The organism is Psychroserpens sp., assembly GCF_047633235.1.
GTDB lineage: Bacteria > Bacteroidota > Bacteroidia > Flavobacteriales > Flavobacteriaceae > Psychroserpens.
Window position 1 is genome coordinate 1 of sequence record NZ_JBLIET010000023.1, and the last position, 17,976, is coordinate 17,976.

General features: G+C 34.3%; 14 protein-coding genes. 5 read left to right on the top strand and 9 right to left on the bottom strand.

Annotated features, from left to right (window positions below):
• The first annotated feature begins 307 nt into the window (after nt 1-307).
• The 5 genes from thrS (at nt 308) to ACJAZK_RS09095 (ending at nt 6,976) form a co-directional block, all read left to right on the top strand.
• Nucleotides 308-2,251, top strand: coding sequence for a threonine--tRNA ligase (gene thrS / locus ACJAZK_RS09075; RefSeq protein ID WP_415223703.1), 1,944 nt, complete (start codon nt 308-310; stop codon nt 2,249-2,251).
• A 35-nt stretch (nt 2,252-2,286) separates the two neighbouring features.
• The gene (gene infC / locus ACJAZK_RS09080; RefSeq protein ID WP_084142342.1) at nt 2,287-2,832 is read left to right on the top strand and encodes a translation initiation factor IF-3; all 546 of its coding nucleotides are present in this window, start codon (nt 2,287-2,289) and stop codon (nt 2,830-2,832) included.
• A gap of 65 nt (nt 2,833-2,897) precedes the next feature.
• Nucleotides 2,898-3,095 (top strand): 50S ribosomal protein L35, encoded by a 198-nt coding sequence (gene rpmI, locus ACJAZK_RS09085; protein ID WP_028873111.1) that lies wholly within the window; start codon nt 2,898-2,900, stop codon nt 3,093-3,095.
• 104 nt (nt 3,096-3,199) lie between these two features.
• Nucleotides 3,200-3,544 carry a 50S ribosomal protein L20 gene (rplT, locus tag ACJAZK_RS09090; protein ID WP_028873112.1) on the top strand — a complete coding sequence of 115 codons (345 nt, stop codon included), beginning with the start codon at nt 3,200-3,202 and terminating at the stop codon, nt 3,542-3,544.
• 165 nt (nt 3,545-3,709) lie between these two features.
• On the top strand, nt 3,710-6,976 hold the full coding sequence (locus tag ACJAZK_RS09095) for an amidohydrolase family protein (RefSeq protein ID WP_415223665.1): 3,267 nt from the start codon (nt 3,710-3,712) through the stop codon (nt 6,974-6,976).
• Nucleotides 6,977-7,083: 107 nt separating this feature from the next.
• On the opposite strand, the gene ACJAZK_RS09100 is transcribed toward ACJAZK_RS09095, so the two are convergent.
• From ACJAZK_RS09100 to tgt, 9 genes are all read right to left on the bottom strand, one after another.
• Nucleotides 7,084-8,268 carry an asparagine synthetase B gene (locus ACJAZK_RS09100; protein WP_415223704.1) on the bottom strand — a complete coding sequence of 395 codons (1,185 nt, stop codon included), beginning with the start codon at nt 8,266-8,268 and terminating at the stop codon, nt 7,084-7,086.
• 245 nt (nt 8,269-8,513) lie between these two features.
• Nucleotides 8,514-9,242: a sulfotransferase family protein gene (locus ACJAZK_RS09105; protein WP_415223666.1), complete on the bottom strand. Its 729-nt coding sequence runs from the start codon at nt 9,240-9,242 to the stop codon at nt 8,514-8,516.
• Nucleotides 9,235-10,152 (bottom strand): aminotransferase class IV, encoded by a 918-nt coding sequence (locus ACJAZK_RS09110; protein ID WP_415223667.1) that lies wholly within the window; start codon nt 10,150-10,152, stop codon nt 9,235-9,237. The genes ACJAZK_RS09105 and ACJAZK_RS09110 overlap by 8 nt, the downstream gene beginning before the upstream one ends.
• 298 nt (nt 10,153-10,450) lie before the next feature.
• Complete coding sequence (locus ACJAZK_RS09115) at nt 10,451-11,497, bottom strand: AI-2E family transporter (protein WP_415223668.1); 1,047 nt, start codon at nt 11,495-11,497, stop codon at nt 10,451-10,453.
• Nucleotides 11,498-11,922: 425 nt separating this feature from the next.
• Nucleotides 11,923-13,461, bottom strand: coding sequence for a replicative DNA helicase (dnaB, locus tag ACJAZK_RS09120; RefSeq protein ID WP_415223669.1), 1,539 nt, complete (start codon nt 13,459-13,461; stop codon nt 11,923-11,925).
• A 166-nt stretch (nt 13,462-13,627) separates the two neighbouring features.
• On the bottom strand, nt 13,628-14,581 hold the full coding sequence (locus tag ACJAZK_RS09125) for an acetyl-CoA carboxylase carboxyltransferase subunit alpha (protein WP_028871993.1): 954 nt from the start codon (nt 14,579-14,581) through the stop codon (nt 13,628-13,630).
• 209 nt (nt 14,582-14,790) lie between these two features.
• Entirely contained in the window at nt 14,791-15,714 is a 924-nt protein-coding gene (locus ACJAZK_RS09130; RefSeq protein ID WP_415223670.1) for a DMT family transporter, read from the bottom strand.
• Entirely contained in the window at nt 15,701-16,771 is a 1,071-nt protein-coding gene (locus tag ACJAZK_RS09135) for an LptF/LptG family permease (RefSeq protein ID WP_415223671.1), read from the bottom strand. Before ACJAZK_RS09135 ends, ACJAZK_RS09130 begins: the two co-directional genes overlap by 14 nt.
• Complete coding sequence (gene tgt / locus ACJAZK_RS09140; RefSeq protein WP_415223672.1) at nt 16,772-17,902, bottom strand: tRNA guanosine(34) transglycosylase Tgt; 1,131 nt, start codon at nt 17,900-17,902, stop codon at nt 16,772-16,774. It lies immediately after the preceding gene.
• Between the last annotated feature and the right edge of the window lie 74 nt (nt 17,903-17,976).

A 17,976-nucleotide genomic window follows, 5' to 3' on the forward strand; every position in this document is an offset into this window, starting at 1 on the left:
TTAAAAACTTTCTCAATCCTAAAAACAATACATTTTCTATAAGAACACCGCCAAACATATTGCGCTTAGCGGGTGCAAATATACAATACTTATTCTATTCTAAACTAACCTTTTTTGAGATTTTTTAAAAAGTACTTTTTTAAGTACCATGCACACTCTATAAATGAGGAGATTACACCCTTATAAATTTGATAATTAATAAATATTTCATCATTGAACTATTTGCATACACGATTATGTGTTACATATATTGTGTGTAATTATTTAAGATACTATCTTTACCCACTAAATTATGAGGTCTCTTATTATGATAGATATTACTTTACCGGATGGTACCATTAAAACTTTTGAAGAAGGAACAACTCCTATGGAAGTTGCTAAAAGTATAAGTGAAGGATTCGCTAGAAATGTTATTTCAGCAAATTTCAACGATGAAACAATTGAAACTTCCACTCCACTATACAATGATGGCTCATTAACACTTTACACCTGGACAAACGACGAAGGAAAAAAAGCGTTCTGGCATTCGTCTTCTCATCTTTTAGCTCAGGCCCTTGAGGAATTATATCCAGGTATTAAATTATCTATAGGACCAGCAATAGAAAACGGGTTTTATTATGACGTAGATTTTGGAGATCATTCAGTTTCAGAAAAAGACTTTAAGACTATTGAGACTAAAATGATTGAAATTGCAAGAGGTAAGCATGATTTTACATTACGCTCTGTTAGCAAGGATGACGCTTTATCATTGTATAAATCTCAGAACAATGACTACAAAGTTGAATTAATTGAAAATCTTGAGGATGGTACTATTACATTCTGTGATCATTCCACGTTTACCGATTTATGTCGCGGTGGACACATCCCAAATACGGGAATCATCAAGGCTGTAAAAATAATGTCTGTTGCTGGTGCGTATTGGAGAGGTGATGAAAACAACAAACAGCTGACTAGAATATATGGTATCTCATTTCCGAAGCAAAAAGAACTCACCGAGTATTTACACCTTTTAGAAGAGGCAAAAAAACGTGATCATAGAAAACTAGGCAAGGAATTAGAGTTATTCACATTTTCTCAAAAAGTAGGGCAAGGTCTTCCGTTATGGCTACCTAAAGGTGCTGCTCTAAGAGAACGTCTAGAAAACTTTTTGAAAGCCGCTCAGAAAAAAGCGGGGTATGAAATGGTAATCACACCACATATCGCACAAAAAGAACTTTACGTAACATCTGGACATTTTGAAAAATATGGCGCAGATAGTTTTCAACCCATACATACTCCTAATGAAGGAGAAGAATTCTTATTAAAACCAATGAATTGCCCGCATCACTGCGAGATATATAATGCAAAACCTTTTTCATATAAAGAACTACCAAAACGTTATGCCGAATTTGGTACCGTATATAGATATGAACAAAGTGGAGAATTACATGGATTGACAAGAGTAAGAGGTTTTACTCAGGATGATGCTCACATATTCTGTACTCCAGATCAATTAGATAAAGAATTTAAAGATGTTATTGATTTAGTTCTTTATGTATTTGGTTCCTTAGGTTTTGAAAATTTTAAAGCTCAAGTTTCTTTAAGAGATCCAAAGACTCCTGAAAAATATATAGGTAGCGACGAAAATTGGAAAAAAGCAGAAGATGCCATACTAAATGCCGCAATTGATAAAGGTTTAGATTATGTGGTTGAAACTGGAGAAGCTGCTTTTTACGGTCCAAAATTAGACTTCATGGTGAAAGATGCCTTAGGTAGAAATTGGCAACTTGGTACAATTCAAGTAGACTATAACTTACCTGAACGTTTTGATCTCAATTATAAAGGAAGTGATAATGAGCTACATAGACCGGTAATGATACACCGTGCACCTTTTGGAAGTATGGAACGTTTCATCGCCATTTTATTAGAACATACAGGAGGTAATTTCCCTTTATGGTTAGTGCCTGAGCAAGCAATTGTATTAACATTAAGTGAGAAATATGAAAAATACTCCGAAAAAGTTTTAAAATTGCTAGAAAAACACGAAATTCGCGCCCTCGAAGATAATAGAAACGAAACAATAGGTAAGAAAATCCGTGAAGCGGAAATGAACAAAATACCATTCATGATTATTATTGGAGAGAATGAGGAGAATGAAAACATGATTTCTGTGAGAAAACATGGTGGAGAGGACTTAGGGATGATTAGTGTAGAAGAGTTTTCAGAAATCGTTACAAACGAAGTCAATAAGACGTTAAAAACGTTTAAATAAAAAATTAGTTTAACTTAAATATATAAGCCATAGCAATACGTAGAAGACACAACTCTAAGAGAGTAGTAAAGGAAGATCAACACAAAATTAACTCTAAAATTAGAGCCGAAAAGATAAGACTTGTCGGTGACAATATTGAAGTTGGTATTTATGTAACTAAAGATGCATTAGCCATTGCAGATGAGCAAGGTTTAGATCTTGTTGAAATTTCACCGAAAGCTGATCCTCCTGTATGCAAGGTTATGGACTATAAGAAGTTTCTTTATGAACAAAAGAAACGTGATAAAGCTCTAAAATCTAAAGCAACTAAGGTAACGATCAAAGAAATTCGTTTTGGACCTCAAACAGATGACCATGATTACGAGTTTAAAAAGAAACATGCTGAGAAGTTTTTAAAAGACGGCGCAAAATTAAAAGCATTTGTATTTTTTAAAGGACGATCAATCATATTTAAAGAACAAGGTCAAATCTTATTATTAAGATTAGCTCAAGATCTTGAAGAATTAGGTAAGGTCGAACAAATGCCAAGATTAGAAGGTAAGCGTATGACTATGTTCATCGCACCAAAAAAAGTAAAATAAACTGAACCGACGCTTCGGAACAGTATTGAAGATAATAAGCGAATCGTAAAATAAAATAGGAAACAATGCCTAAAATGAAAACAAAATCTAGTGCTAAAAAGCGTTTTAAGCTTACAGGTACTGGTAAAATTAAAAGAAAGCATGCTTTTAAGAGTCACATCTTAACAAAGAAGTCGAAAAAGCGTAAGCTCAGATTAACTCATGATGGTTTAGTACATAAAGCAGATGAGAACAATATTAAAACAATGTTACGTTTAAAGTAATCTTGTTTTAATCGGTTAAAACAAATTTATAAACCCTGGAGTTAGGCAAAAAAATTTAGCAAGTGTCATTATAGACCGCCTACTACAAAAACACAATTAAAAAAATGCCAAGATCAGTAAATTCAGTAGCAAAAAGAGCCCGAAGAAAAAAGGTTCTTAAGCAAGCAAAAGGTTACTTTGGAAGACGTAAAAACGTTTGGACAGTAGCAAAAAACGCGGTTGACAAAGCGATGCAATATTCGTATAGAGACCGTAGAGTAAAAAAGAGAAATTTCCGTTCATTATGGATTATGCGTATTAACGCGGGAGCTAGACAACATGGAATGAGCTATTCAAGATTTATGGGGAAACTTAAGGCTAATAATATCGAATTGAACCGTAAAGTTCTTGCAGATTTAGCAATGAATAACCCAGAAGCTTTTGAAGCAGTGGTAAACAAAATCAAATAAGGCGTTGGCCTAAATAATAATAACAATTCGCTTAGAAAACCGATTCAGAAATGAATCGGTTTTTTTGTGCTTTAACTATTTAAGTTAAGGAGCATTTTTCTAAAGTAGATTTGCAACGCACTTTCAATTTTTTAAGTAACTTACATTTCAATTAAAACTAATCAAATGAAACGCATTCAACTCATTACAATACTCGTCCTTCTATTTTCTTTAAATACAGTTAGTCAAGAAGATAAAAAAGAAGATGAGAAAAAGCATTGGGATGTATCCAATCCTAAAGGTAATTGGGACTTCGAAGAACTAGAGCTATCCACTAACGAGGGCACATGGATGAATCTAGATGTAAGTCCTGACGGTAAATTTATCGTTTTCGATTTATTAGGAGACCTTTACAAACTAGATATTCATGGTGGAAAAGCGACCGTTCTGCGCGAGGGACTCCCATTTGAAATTCAACCTCGTTTTAGTCCAGATGGTAATTATATTTCTTTTACAAGTGATGCTGGCGGAGGTGACAATATTTGGATTATGAATACTGATGGGTCTGATGCCAAACAAATCACTAAAGAGAAATTCAGACTATTAAACAATGCTATTTGGACACCAGATGGGAATTATTTGATTGCCAGAAAGCATTTCACTTCTGGTCGCTCTCTTGGTGCTGGTGAGCTATGGATGTATCATAAAACGGGTGGGAGCGGCATACAGTTAACCACAAAGAAAAATGACCAACAAGATGTCAATGAACCAACTTTGTCTCCTGATGGCAAATATCTTTATTATAGTGAGGACGTATACCCAGGGGGAGCATTTCAGTATAATAAAGATCCGAACAGTCAAATTTATGTGATTAATCGTTACGACATGGAAACAGGAAAAACCATAAGGGTTACCGGAGGTCCTGGTGGTGCTGCTCGTCCTCAAATTTCTAGAGATGGAAAGAAACTCGCATTTGTAAAACGTGTTCGTACAAAATCTGTGCTATATATTCATGATTTAGAAACTGGTGAAGAATGGCCAATCTATGATCAACTTAATAAAGATCAACAAGAAGCTTGGGCCATTTTTGGTGTGTATACTAATTTTAATTGGATGCCTAATAATAAAGATATTGTCATTTGGTCTGGTGGAAAAATAAACACTATAAATATTAGCTCACTTGAGGTTTCTGATATTCCATTTCAGGTCAATGCAACGATTAAAATCGCTAAAGCAATTGAGTTTGATACTCCCGTATCTCCAGATACTTTTGATGCAAAAGTGATTAGGCATACAGTAACTTCTCCAGACGGAAAACACATAGCCTTTAATGCACTTGGTTATTTATATACTCAGAAGTTACCAAACGGAACAGCAAAACGATTAACGACTGGAACAGATTTTGAATTTGAACCGACCTTCTCTCCTGACGGTAAAACAATTACTTATGTTACATGGAATGACAACCGTTTAGGGGCAATATATTCGGTTCCTACAAACGGAGGAACTCCAATACAATTATCTTCGGAAAAAGGCATCTATAGAAATCCGTCATATGCACACAGTGGTAAACATATTGTATATCGAAAAGAAGACGGAAACAATGAACAAGGACGAACTTTCGATAAGAAAACCGGATTATATCTAATGAATGCTGATGGATCTAATCCAAAACGGATATCAAAAGAAGGAGATTATGCACTATTTAATAATGCTGACACTAGAATCATCTACCAGAAAGGGGGCCAGTTTTTTGGTGCATTGACCAAAGAATTGAAGAGTATAGACCTTAATGGTTTTGACGAACGTATTCTTATAAAGTCTAAACACGGTAATCGTCTCGTTCCAAGTCCAGATGAAAATTGGATCGCTTTTGTCCATTTACATAAAGTATTTATGGCTCCAATGCCTAAAGCTGGGCAAACTTTAGATTTAACAGACAAAACTAAATTTGTTCCAATTACGCAACTTTCTAAAGATGCTGGTATTAATTTACATTGGTCAAAAGATAGTCAAACCATACATTGGTCATTAGGAAACATGTATTATTCAACTGAAGTTTCCGAAGACCTAAAACTTATAGAGTCTGGAACCAAAATAAACTTAGAAGTAAACACAGATAAACCTCAAGGGAAAATCGCATTTAAAGGCGCCCGAATCATCACAATGGAAGGTAATGAAATCATTGAAAACGGAACGATTGTTATCAACAACAATAGAATAGAAGCTCTTGGTAAGAGTTCTGATATTTCAATTCCATCAGAGGCAAAAGTGTATGAGGTCAGAGGAAAGACAATTATGCCTGGGATGGTTGATGCTCATGCCCATATTGGCGGATTTCGAGCTGGTTTAACGACTCAAAAACACTGGCAATTCTATGCAAACCTAGCTTATGGTGTCACAACTGCTCATGATCCTTCAGCAAATTCTGAAACAGTTTTTGCGCTTTCCGAATTACAAAAAAACGGAACACTCGTTGGACCTCGTCTCTACTCTACTGGTTTTATACTATATGGAGCCGATGGTGATTTTAAAGCAGTCATAAATAATCTTGAAGATGCACGTTCATCAATTAGAAGAACAAAAGCTTTTGGAGCCTTATCTGTTAAAAGTTATAATCAGCCACGACGCGAGCAAAGACAGCAGGTGTTGCAGGCAGCACGTGAAGAAGGCATCTTTGTTGTTCCAGAAGGCGGATCAACATTTTATCATAATGTGACAATGATTATGGATGGACACACTGGAGTTGAGCATAATATTCCTGTGGCTCCAGTTTACAAAGATGTCTTAGAACTTTGGGGAAGTAGTAATGTAGGTTATACGCCAACACTTATTGTGAATTATGGAGGAATGAATGGTGAGATGTATTGGTATCAAAATACCAATGTATGGGAAAACGAAAAACTTTTAAAGTATACACCTCGAGGAATTATAGATGCACGATCAAGACATCGCATTATGATTCCTGATGAAGAATATGAGAATGGACATATCCTAGTTTCTAAAACATGTAAAGCGTTAACTGATGCTGGAGTAAAAGTTAATCTTGGTGCGCATGGACAGCTTCAAGGTCTCGGTGCGCATTGGGAATTATGGATGCTTCAACAAGGCGGAATGAGCAATCACGAAGCATTACAAGCTGCTACCATAAATGGAGCTAATTATATAGGCGCTGGAAATGATATTGGTTCTCTTAAAAAGGGGAAATTAGCAGATTTAATTGTTATGGATAAAAATCCATTAGAGGATATTAGAAACTCTGAAAGCATTATTTATACCATGATTAATGGTCGTATGTACGATACCGAAACGATGAATGAAATTGGAAATCACCCTAAAGAACGATCAGAATTTTATTGGGAGAATTCAAAATACAACCAAGCTTTTCCTTGGCATGAAGATTCACAAAGCTTTACAAGGAGCGCTTGTGGTTGTAGTGTAGGTTCTCATTAATACTTTAAAAACCGATTCATGCCTGAATCGGTTTTTTTATCGTCAAAACGAGGTGCAATTTTATTTATATTAAAAAGCCACTCAATCTATAACTCTAATATTAAATACTAGGTCTTCTGTTTCTTCTTTTTAGCAGCTGGAAACAACACATTATTTAAGATCAATCTATAACCTGGAGATGTTGGATGCAGATCTAACTCAGTTTTTGGATCACCAACTTTATGCGTGTAATCTTCTGGATCATGACCTCCATAAAAGGTAAAAAAGCCTTTCCCTTTAATTCCATGAATATATTTTGCTTCGCCATTTGTTTTGTTCTCTCCCATTACCAAAACATTAGACTTAATTTCTTCTCGAGTAAAAGACGTTGTTTGTCCCATAAAACCTTTTACTAAAGCTGTATGGTTTTGACAGAGCATTGACGGGATGGGATCCCATTTCGCTGAGAACTCCATAAGTGTAAAATAATCAGTAGTCTTTGGAATACTGCGCTTTCTAGTCATATCTATAGACGAAAATTCATAAACATTGGGACTCGTCTCTAATAAAAAGTCTTTAAAAGCGAATGTCTTGGAGTAATCAATTTTGTTTTGATAGCCAGCATCACTCCCGTCACCATCAAACATAGGTTCACAAATATCAACACCATCTGCAGAGAGTGCTATATCAAAACTATCTGTTGCACTGCACATCGCAAACATAAACCCACCACCAATAACATATTCTCTTATTTTTTTGGCGACTGCCAGTTTCTCATCGGAAACTTTTGAATAACCTAAGATCGTCGCTAATTCTTCGGCTTCCTTTTTTTCTCTTATATACCAAGATGCAGATCTATATGCTCTATAAAACTTACCGTATTGTCCTGTAAAATCTTCATGATGTAAATGCAACCAGTCGTATAATAATAACGCGTCATTTAGCACTTCTTCATCATAAATAGTCTCATAAGGAATTTCGGCATACGTTAATACCATAGTCACTGCATCGTCCCAAGGCTGCAATCCTTTTGGCGAATAGACCGCTATTTTTGGTGCTTTTTCTAATACAACCGCTTCCATGTTTTGTGACGGACTGGCAATCATTTCTAAAATCTCTTCTGCTTTAGAATTTGATATGACTTCAAAGGTCACGCCTCTAATTTGACATTCTCGTTGAAGTTCTTCAGAATCTGGTAATAAAAAGGAACCTCCTTTATAATTTAAAAGCCATTTGACTTTTAATTGTTTTTCAAGTGTCCAATAGGTAACACCATAGGCTTTTAAATGATTATCCTGGCCTTCAGAATCCATGGGGATTAATATGTAAGACGCATAAGAATGCGTTATTACAAATAAAAATATAACTAGAGAAACTATCTTTTTCATGTGGTTATGCGTATTGTTTCAAACGGTGACATACTAATTGCTTTTAATCAATGCCTCAGGTAGCAAGGCTCTTAAAAGGTACGTTTCATACTTGAAATATAATCAAAAATTATTCCGAAGTTCACCAGTTTAATATAGTTTTAAATGTTTTTTAACTCAAAACCGAGTTTTTATGTCAATGCGAATTTCCGAAGTTTATTATAATAAGGCAAACATTCATTCAGCAATGATTCTAAATGCTTCGGAAATGGAACTATTTTAGGTTTATATTCTGAAAAACCAGAAGAGTTATGCACATTATCATACCAGTATTTTGCCCAAACCCCATCTTCTAGTCGCTGGGATGGTTCCCATTTAAGCATATTTTCATCAAATGGAATTCCGATATGGTCACACAATTGCTTTAATACACCCTTTGGGTTTAATAATATGTTCATAGAATCCAGTACAACAAAATCAATATCGTTTTTTATAAACCCTTCAATCAATTCCATATGTAATTTATAACCAACATCATCAATAGATGGGTTTTGAATGACCTTATCAAACGAAGGTAACATCTCAATTGGATTTCTAGTCAAAATCACGTTGGTGAGACCTTTCATAAATGAACGCTCCAAGTCTAACAAATGATGTGTCATATTCTTAAAGAAAAGCACGTCACTTTCCGAACAAGTAATCATCATATCCACCACTTTTTGACCATCATTTTCCATGGTTTCTAAAATGTTTTGAGCTCCTGGGTGATAAGCTTTAGCATTAGAATTTTTAAGATAAAAAGCGTACAGAGGCTCATCAAACACTTTGGTATCCTTACGCTGAGCAAAACTATACATTAAGGCCGTTGATATGTTTCTAGGTCCAGACCAAACAGATATTCGTTTTATATTTTTAACCATTTGTAACAGCCTCATTGATTAATCCATTGTATAGACAACTTAAATTTCTGGTCATATCGCCATAAGATTTAGTTCCAATTTCACGTCCATCAATCTTGATCACAGGTGTTAAGCCTCCAAATGTTCCAGTGACAAATGCCTCATCTGCACCATAAACATCAAATAGAGAAAAATCTTTTTGACGACAAATAATACCATTGCGATTACAAGCCTCAATAACTTTGGCTCTGGTGATACCATTCATACAATATTGTCCAGTTGACGTCCAGACCTCTCCATTTTTAATAATAAAAAAATTAGTGGCGTTACAGGTAGATACAAATCCGTTGACATCTAGCATCAAAGCTTCATCTGCACCAGCTTCAATGGCTTGGATAAGTGCTTGAACCTCGTGTAATTTACTATGGCAATTTAGTCTAGGATCGAGATAATCTGGCGACCCACGTCTTATAGTAGATGTGAAAAGGGTAATTCCTTTTTCTTTACTTTCTTCGGAAGCTTTTTTATATTCAGGAATAATAACAATATTAGGTCCAGAGATTGTAAGTCTTGGATCTTGAGAAGGTGTTTTTTTGATTCCTCGAGTAATCATGATACGAACATGAATGTGATCTGTCATCCTATTTTCATTGAGCACTTCCCAAACGATAGTGGTTAGTTCTTCTTTTGAAAACGGGAATTTCATTCCAACAGTTGCGGCCGATGTCCATAGGCGATCCAAATGATCATCAATAAAAACCAAGACCCCTTTGTGTAAACGTAATGCTTCCCATATCCCGTCTCCTACGAGATAACCACTATCAAATACTGAAATTTTAGCATCCTCTCTTTTGAAGTACTCACCATTAATATAAATTTTTATGTCTTTATTTCTGTCGTCTGCGACAGCATTATGTGTGCCATGAACCATTTTTATCGAATTAAATATGATTCTAGAAAGGTAATTGATTTAGTAGAGAATTGAAGTTAATTGAAAAAGTTTCCAGTCACCGTTTTCTGTTTTACGCATAAAATTCTGTATTTAGAATTTTAAATTCATAATGAATACGCACTCATTGTATTAACCCCTCCTAATGCAGCTGAGCTGAATTTGTCCTCCCTTCGAAAGAAGTCAGGAACTAGATTTTGCTTTTTGTTTTAAATTTGGGCTCTATATATGAACCCAAACACTGAACACTTTAGACTGAAGACTATAGATTGAAATAAATCTATTTACGGCGTGGTTTAATACTTCGTTCTGATCCAGAAAGTAAGGAAGCAATAACTTTGGTTGCTGGAAACTGCTCTAAAATAATTTTGATGAACACTGTAATAGGAATGGCCATAATTAAACCTGGAATTCCCCAAATAAAACCCCAAAGCATAAGCATTATTAGTACTGCTATGACATTGATTGAAAATGATTTACCCATAAAAATAGGTTCCAATATAGCTCCAAACAACACTTGAACTCCTGTTATAGACACTATAAAAAAGAATAAAGTGCTGGTAGGATCTAACTCTACAAAAGCAAAAACAGATAATAGTATTACGGATATGAACGAACCTACCATTTGTACAAAGTTAATTAAGAAGGCAAATAATCCCCAAAATATAGGAAAACTCACATCAAAGAAAATACAAGCTAATCCTGTACATATTCCAGTAAGTAAACTCACTAAAAATTTAACTTTGATGAAGGTGATTAAATCTCTTTCAATTTTTATAAATGCTTTTACAGAGGTATGCTTTCGTTTTAAAATAGTATTATTTAAAACCTTGTGCATGTTGATAGACTCAGACAACCAAAGAATAGTAAAAAACACGATCATTAAAATATTGGTAAGAAACTTTCTAACGAAATCAAATGTAGAACCTATATTGTCTTTAGCTAAAAACTGTGATAAGAAATTACCTCCTTGATTATAATCTACACCAAATCGGTCTTGCATATAGAGAATAAGATCATTTAATTTAACCTCTGCTTTAGCAAAAAAACCCGTATCGTTTGATAGTATTTGCTTACTTGACAGCTGCACAAGCTCAACTCCTATCATTACACCACCAACAATTAAAGCGATTACTATAATGATACTGACTAATCTGGGTACATTTCGTCTACTCAACCATCGCATTAACGGTAAAAACAATAAGGCAATGAACATTGATGAAATCAACGGAATGAATATAAACGATAAAATGTGGAGCAGATAAAATACTACGGGAACTACAATAAATAAAAGTAGGATATTAGTTGTACGTCTTTCTTCTAACATGAGGCGTTGATTGTTTTCTTAATAGCAAGAGCAAATTTAGTGGAAAATAGTGTTATATAAATTAAGAGTATCTTAAAATTTTCCGAAGAAATCATTTATATCAAAATATATTTTAATTCATTGCTATTATTCGATACGACTATCGTTATCACATACTAGCTTAGGATGACATTATAGTTTAATGATTGACTAATAGTCTTATGATTCACATTAAGTTTTACTTGTATACTTTCTATATAGTCATATTCCTTAGGAATACCTTACATTCTATTTTTAGCTGCAAGGACAATTGTGATTTAAGATGACAATCTACCTCCACCATTGTAGTCTGAACTAGTCGTCTTTTCAAGATTAGATTTTGAAACAGTAAATTTAGAACTTCGATAAAAAGTGAATAAAGATTCAACTAAGCAAACGAAAAAACATTAAAATGGCACATCATTATCATCCTCTTCTGGAGTGCCAAAAGCATCAGAAGCAGATGGGAATTTATCTGGAGTAAATGTATCATCATTTGCAGCAGCATTCATTTTAGAATGAAACTCACCAAATGGTGTATCAAAATCATCTAAATTGTCAAACTTACCTAAGTGACCAATAAACTTCAATCGAATACTTTCTAGTCCACCATTTCTGTGTTTTGCTACAATAAATTCTCCTTGACCTTCAGTTGGTGAGCGCTCGTCATCATCCCATTCGTCTATTTTGTAGTATTCTGGTCTGTAAATAAAGGATACAATATCTGCATCTTGCTCAATGGCTCCAGATTCACGTAAATCTGAAAGTAATGGACGCTTGCTTCCTCCACGTGTTTCTACTGCACGAGATAACTGAGATAAGGCAATTACAGGAATTGCTAATTCTTTTGCTAGTGCTTTTAAGTTTCGAGAAATTGTTGAGATCTCTTGCTCACGATTCCCCCCTTTTTGACTTCCTCCTGCCGTCATTAACTGCAAGTAATCAATCATGATCATTTTAATTCCGTATTGAGACGCTAAACGTCTTGCCTTTGCACGTAAATCGAAAATAGATAACGACGGTGTATCATCAATAAACAAAGGTGCTTTTTCTAAAGTCTTCACTTTCACATTGAGCTGTTCCCACTCGTGCTTTTCTAATTTTCCGGTTCTTAACTTTTCCGAAGACAGGTTCGTTTCCGAAGAAATCAAACGTGTTATTAACTGTACAGATGACATTTCCAGAGAGAAAAATGCTACCGGAATATTACTATCTACTGCAACGTTTCTTGCCATGGTCAACGTAAATGCTGTTTTCCCCATACCTGGACGTGCTGCGATAATGATCAAATCACTTGGCTGCCAACCTGAAGTCAATCTATCTAATTTAGTAAATCCTGTTGGAATACCACTCATCCCTTCTTTATTGGATATTTCTTCAATTTTCTTTTTTGCTTGAATCACCAGACTTTGGGCAGACTCTGTAGATTTCTTTACGTTACCTTGGGTAACTTCGTAAAGCTTAGCTTCTGCTGTATCTAATAAATCGAATACATCTTTAGTTTCGTCATAAGCCTCTTCTATAATTTCGTTAGAAATTTTAATTAAACTTCTTTGAATATACTTTTGAAGAATAATACGCGCATGAAACTCAATATGCGCAGAAGATGATACGCGTTGCGTTAAAGAAATCAAATAAAAGTCACCTCCAGCAAGATCTAATTTTGCATCTTTCTTTAATTGACTAGAAACGGTTAATAAGTCAATAGGCTCACTGTTTTCAAATAATTTGAAAATAGCTTCAAAGATGTGTTTATGGGCGTCTTTATAGAAAGCCTCAGTACTTAAAATATCAATAACCTCATCAACACCCTTTTTATCAATCATCATAGCTCCAAGTACAACTTCCTCTAGATCAAGTGCTTGAGGCGGTATCTTACCTTTCTCTAAGCTTATAATTGTGCTTTTATCTATTGGATAGCCTTGTAGTTGGTTGGGTTGTTTCATAGCTGCGAATGTAAATAAAATGTATTCTAATATTGGATTTCAAAAATTCTCAATCTTAACAGGTCATCAACAATTTAACTGTTAATAACTTAAATATATTGTTAATAGCGACAAAAAAAACCGAAACAATAAGTTTCAGTTTTTTTAAGCCTATATTTTATAAGGTTTAGCCTTTAAAAACTCCCATGTTTAAGTATTTTTCCATACGTTGATTCACCAAATCTTTTGGTGATAAGTTTTTAAGCTCTTCGTAATTTTTCTCTATTGCATTTTTAACTGCTAAAAATGTTGCTTTTCTATCTGTATGTGCACCTCCTAACGGTTCTTTGATAATACCATCAATTAATTTGAGACGCTTCATATCTGGAGATGTTAATTTGAGAGCCTCAGCTGCTTGTTCTTTATATTCCCAGCTTCTCCACAAAATAGAGGAACAAGATTCGGGTGAAATAACAGAATACCATGTATTTTCTAACATTAGCACTTTGTTCCCTACTCCAATCCCTAAAGCTCCACCTGATGCTCCTTCTCCAATTATAATTGTAATAATAGGTACTTTAAGGCGAGTCATCTCCAGTATATTTCTAGCAATTGCTTCTCCTTGCCCGCGTTCTTCTGCTTCCAATCCTGGGTAAGCACCAGGAGTATCAATCAATGTCACTACGGGAATTCCAAATTTCTCTGCAGATTTCATTAATCGCAAAGCTTTACGATAACCTTCTGGGTTTGACATTCCAAAATTTCTGTACTGACGTGTCTTAGTATTATACCCTTTCTGCTGACCAATAAACATATACGTTTGATCTCCAATTTTACCTAAACCACCAATCATCGCTTTGTCATCTTTAACATTACGATCGCCGTGTAATTCTAAAAAAGAATCGCCACATAGTGCTTTAATATGATCTAAAGTATAAGGTCTATCTGGATGTCTTGAGAGTTGAACACGCTGCCACGCACTCAAGTTTTTGTATATCTCTTTTTTAGTTTCAAGTAACTTTTTCTCAATTTTCTTGCAAGTTTGTGTGACATCTACTTCACTCTCCTCACCGATTACTTGACATTTTTCTAATTGGTCTTGAAGTTCTTTTATGGGTAGTTCAAAATCTAAATATTCCATAGAAATTTTGATTAGTTATAATTAGTGATTAGTTAGTTGCTGCAAATATAAAAACTTTCTATCAGTTAAAGATTGAATACGCTTGAAAAGAAAATGATGTTTTTGTCTTTATATGGATAAGAAAATATATTCATGGCGCTAGTTATCGATTCCTTTTGTTAAGATAAAGAAAGATAAACAAGGCGTTTTATTCTGGTGAAATCAGTTATTTACTGATGGGTATCAGCTTTACTCATTAACCGACTTCGCTTTACATGGCGCTTATAGTTTTTTAAAATACCATCTGCTAAAACGGTAGCCAAAACTAAAAAGGCACCATAGTAAAACTGTGTACTCATTATTTCAGTTTCAGGAAATAATAACAATGCCAATGCTATACCATATAGAGGTTCAAGATTATAGGTTAAAATCAGAGTATATGGACTTAAATGTCGCATCACGTTTACAGAACCAATAAACGAATAAGCTGTACAAATAGAAGCAAGGATTAAAATATAAATCCAATCTGATGTTTTTAATATGAAAAAATCTGTAGAAAAACCACCTTGAAATACGAGTATAAATAATGATAAAAAGACAACACCACTTATAAATTCGTAAAATGAGATAACCGTAGCACGATGTTTTGCGATAAACTTTCCGTTTATAACTGCAAATAACGTAGAGAACAATGCTGATACAATCCCTAATAAAATCCCATTTAAGTATTTGATCTCACTTTGTGTAATTAGAAAAACACCAATTATGACAATGATTCCGAAGAGAATTTCATACCAGATAATTTTTCGTTTATAAATCAAAGGCTCTATAAAAGAAGCAAAAAAAGCGCCTGTAGAGAACATCGCTAAAGTTATAGAAATATTGGATTGATTTATGGCTTCAAAAAATGTAATCCAATGTAATGCGATTATAATTCCCGCTCCAAAAAATTTAAGTTTTGTTTTTTTTGATACTTGTATTTTGAGCTTAATAATTTTAATATACGTAAACATCAAAACACCTGCAATGAGCATCCGATACCATACCAAAGCGGTGGAACCAATGGAAATTAGCTCTCCTAAAATAGCTGTAAAACCAGCTATAAAAACTAGAAAATGTAAATGAAGATAATTTTTAAATTTATCGTTTGGCATTGTATAACAGATAAGCGGCTAAGATGCCAAAAACAATATTTGGTAACCATACGGCTACTATTGGTGAAAAGCTAGATTGTGCTGCCATGACTCCAAACACTTTATCAAAAAACACGAAAACCATAGCAATTGTAATCCCGAAGGCTAGATTAATTCCCATACCTCCTCTACGTTTAATAGAGGATACAGAAACAGCGATGATGGTTAAAACAAATACAGACACTGGTAGACTCCATTTTTTATATTTCACGACCTCATAGCGACCAATGTTAGAGGAGCCCCTTCGTTTTTCTTTTTCAATAAATTTTATCAAATCACCGTATTGGAGTGTTTCTGCAATATATTCTTCTGGTGTTAAATCGTCTGTATCGAAATCAAACTCAATATCCTTTCTACTTGAGTTTTCAATAAGGTCATTTTCTGGACCAAACGTTCTTTTTGTATAATTGATAAGTCGGTATGTCGAATCATTATCAATGATAGAATTTGCGGTAATTTTGTATGTCAGTTTATTACCTACAAAATGCTCTAGCGTAAAATTAGTCCCTCGTTTCGTTACTGGGTTAAAATTACTTACATAAATATAATCATTATCATTAATTTGCCGGTAAATATTCGTGGTTTTAGTAACGCTAGAGTTGTTTTTTAAATATTTATATTTAAACTCATTAAACCCCTTGCTAGCTTCTGGAGCAAGATATAAACCCATAACTAAGGCAAGACTCGCTATTATAGTAGCGCCAATCATATAAGGTCTTAAAAATCTCCAAAATGAAACTCCCGAGCTTAAAAAAGCTACGATTTCTGTATTATTTGCAAGCTTAGATGTAAACCAAATTACTGAGATAAATAAAAATATTGGATATAATAAATTTGCAAAATAAATCGTAAAATCTAAATAGTACTGAGCGACTGCTCCAAAAGGAACATTACGTTCTAAAATCTTACCAATTTTCTCAGCGAGGTTTATTGTAATCCCAATAGGAATAAACAATAACAACATCATTAAAAATGTAAGCAGATAGCGTTTTAATATGTACCAATCGAGAATTTTCACCTATAATCTTTTATCCATTTGTTTCACCATTTTGTCTTTCCAAGCTCTAAAATCCCCAGCTATTATATGCTTTCTAGCTTCTCGAGTTAACCATAAATAAAATCCGAGGTTGTGAATTGTAGCAATTTGCTTACCCAGTAATTCATTCACTGTAAATAGATGTCTAAGGTATGCTTTACTATATTCTGTATCAACAAAAGTAATTCCCATCTCATCAACAGGAGAAAAATCATCTGCCCATTTTAAGTTTTTAATATTTATAGAACCGTGAGCAGTAAATAACATCCCGTTTCTTGCATTACGCGTTGGCATCACACAATCAAACATGTCCACACCCAAAGCAATATTCTCTAAAATATTTATAGGTGTACCTACTCCCATTAGGTAACGTGGTTTGTCCCAAGGCAGAATCTCACAAACAACATCTGTCATGGCATACATTTCTTCTGCTGGTTCTCCAACAGATAAGCCTCCAATGGCATTTCCTTGGGCTCCTGCATTGGCAATATACTCTGCTGATTGTTGACGTAAATCTTTATAACAACTTCCTTGAACTATTGGAAAAAATGTTTGTTCGTAATCATATTTAAAAGGTGTTTTATCCAAATGTGTTAAACAACGCTCTAACCAACGATGCGTCATATGCATTGAACGTTTCGCATAATTATAATCGCATGGATAAGGTGTACATTCATCAAATGCCATAATGATATCAGCACCAATACTACGCTGAACTTCCATCACATTCTCTGGAGTAAAGACATGGTAACTCCCATCAATATGAGATTTAAACTTTACGCCTTCTTCTTTTATCTTTCGGTTATCAGATAGAGAATACACTTGATAACCTCCAGAATCGGTTAAGATATTTCTATCCCAATTCATAAACTTGTGCAAACCTCCTGCTTTTTCTAAAATAGGCGTTTGAGGTCTTAAAAATAAGTGATAGGTATTAGCTAAAATAACATCTGGATTGATATCATTCTTAAGTTCGCGTTGATGAACCCCTTTTACAGAGGCAACGGTGCCAACAGGCATAAATATAGGAGTCTCAATTTGACCATGATCTGTTGTTATTAAACCAGCTCTGGCCTTACTTTGAGGATCACTTGCTTTTAATTCAAATTTCATAAAACGTATTCGTAAGTGAGCAAAGATAATTATCTAGACGTATTATGGTCTTAAACATTTAATAAAATTATGTC

What these genes read in the sequence shown, in the direction of transcription:
- thrS (WP_415223703.1), top strand. Translation starts at nt 308, where the DNA reads ATGATAGATATTACTTTACCGGATGGTACCATTAAAACTTTTGAAGAA.
- rpmI (WP_028873111.1), top strand. Translation starts at nt 2,898, where the DNA reads ATGCCTAAAATGAAAACAAAATCTAGTGCTAAAAAGCGTTTTAAGCTT.
- rplT (WP_028873112.1), top strand. Translation starts at nt 3,200, where the DNA reads ATGCCAAGATCAGTAAATTCAGTAGCAAAAAGAGCCCGAAGAAAAAAG.
- ACJAZK_RS09095 (WP_415223665.1), top strand. Translation starts at nt 3,710, where the DNA reads ATGAAACGCATTCAACTCATTACAATACTCGTCCTTCTATTTTCTTTA.
- ACJAZK_RS09100 (WP_415223704.1), bottom strand. Translation starts at nt 8,268, where the DNA reads ATGGATTCTGAAGGCCAGGATAATCATTTAAAAGCCTATGGTGTTACC.
- ACJAZK_RS09105 (WP_415223666.1), bottom strand. Translation starts at nt 9,242, where the DNA reads ATGGTTAAAAATATAAAACGAATATCTGTTTGGTCTGGACCTAGAAAC.
- ACJAZK_RS09110 (WP_415223667.1), bottom strand. Translation starts at nt 10,152, where the DNA reads ATGGTTCATGGCACACATAATGCTGTCGCAGACGACAGAAATAAAGAC.
- ACJAZK_RS09115 (WP_415223668.1), bottom strand. Translation starts at nt 11,497, where the DNA reads ATGTTAGAAGAAAGACGTACAACTAATATCCTACTTTTATTTATTGTA.
- dnaB (WP_415223669.1), bottom strand. Translation starts at nt 13,461, where the DNA reads ATGAAACAACCCAACCAACTACAAGGCTATCCAATAGATAAAAGCACA.
- ACJAZK_RS09125 (WP_028871993.1), bottom strand. Translation starts at nt 14,581, where the DNA reads ATGGAATATTTAGATTTTGAACTACCCATAAAAGAACTTCAAGACCAA.
- ACJAZK_RS09130 (WP_415223670.1), bottom strand. Translation starts at nt 15,714, where the DNA reads ATGCCAAACGATAAATTTAAAAATTATCTTCATTTACATTTTCTAGTT.
- tgt (WP_415223672.1), bottom strand. Translation starts at nt 17,902, where the DNA reads ATGAAATTTGAATTAAAAGCAAGTGATCCTCAAAGTAAGGCCAGAGCT.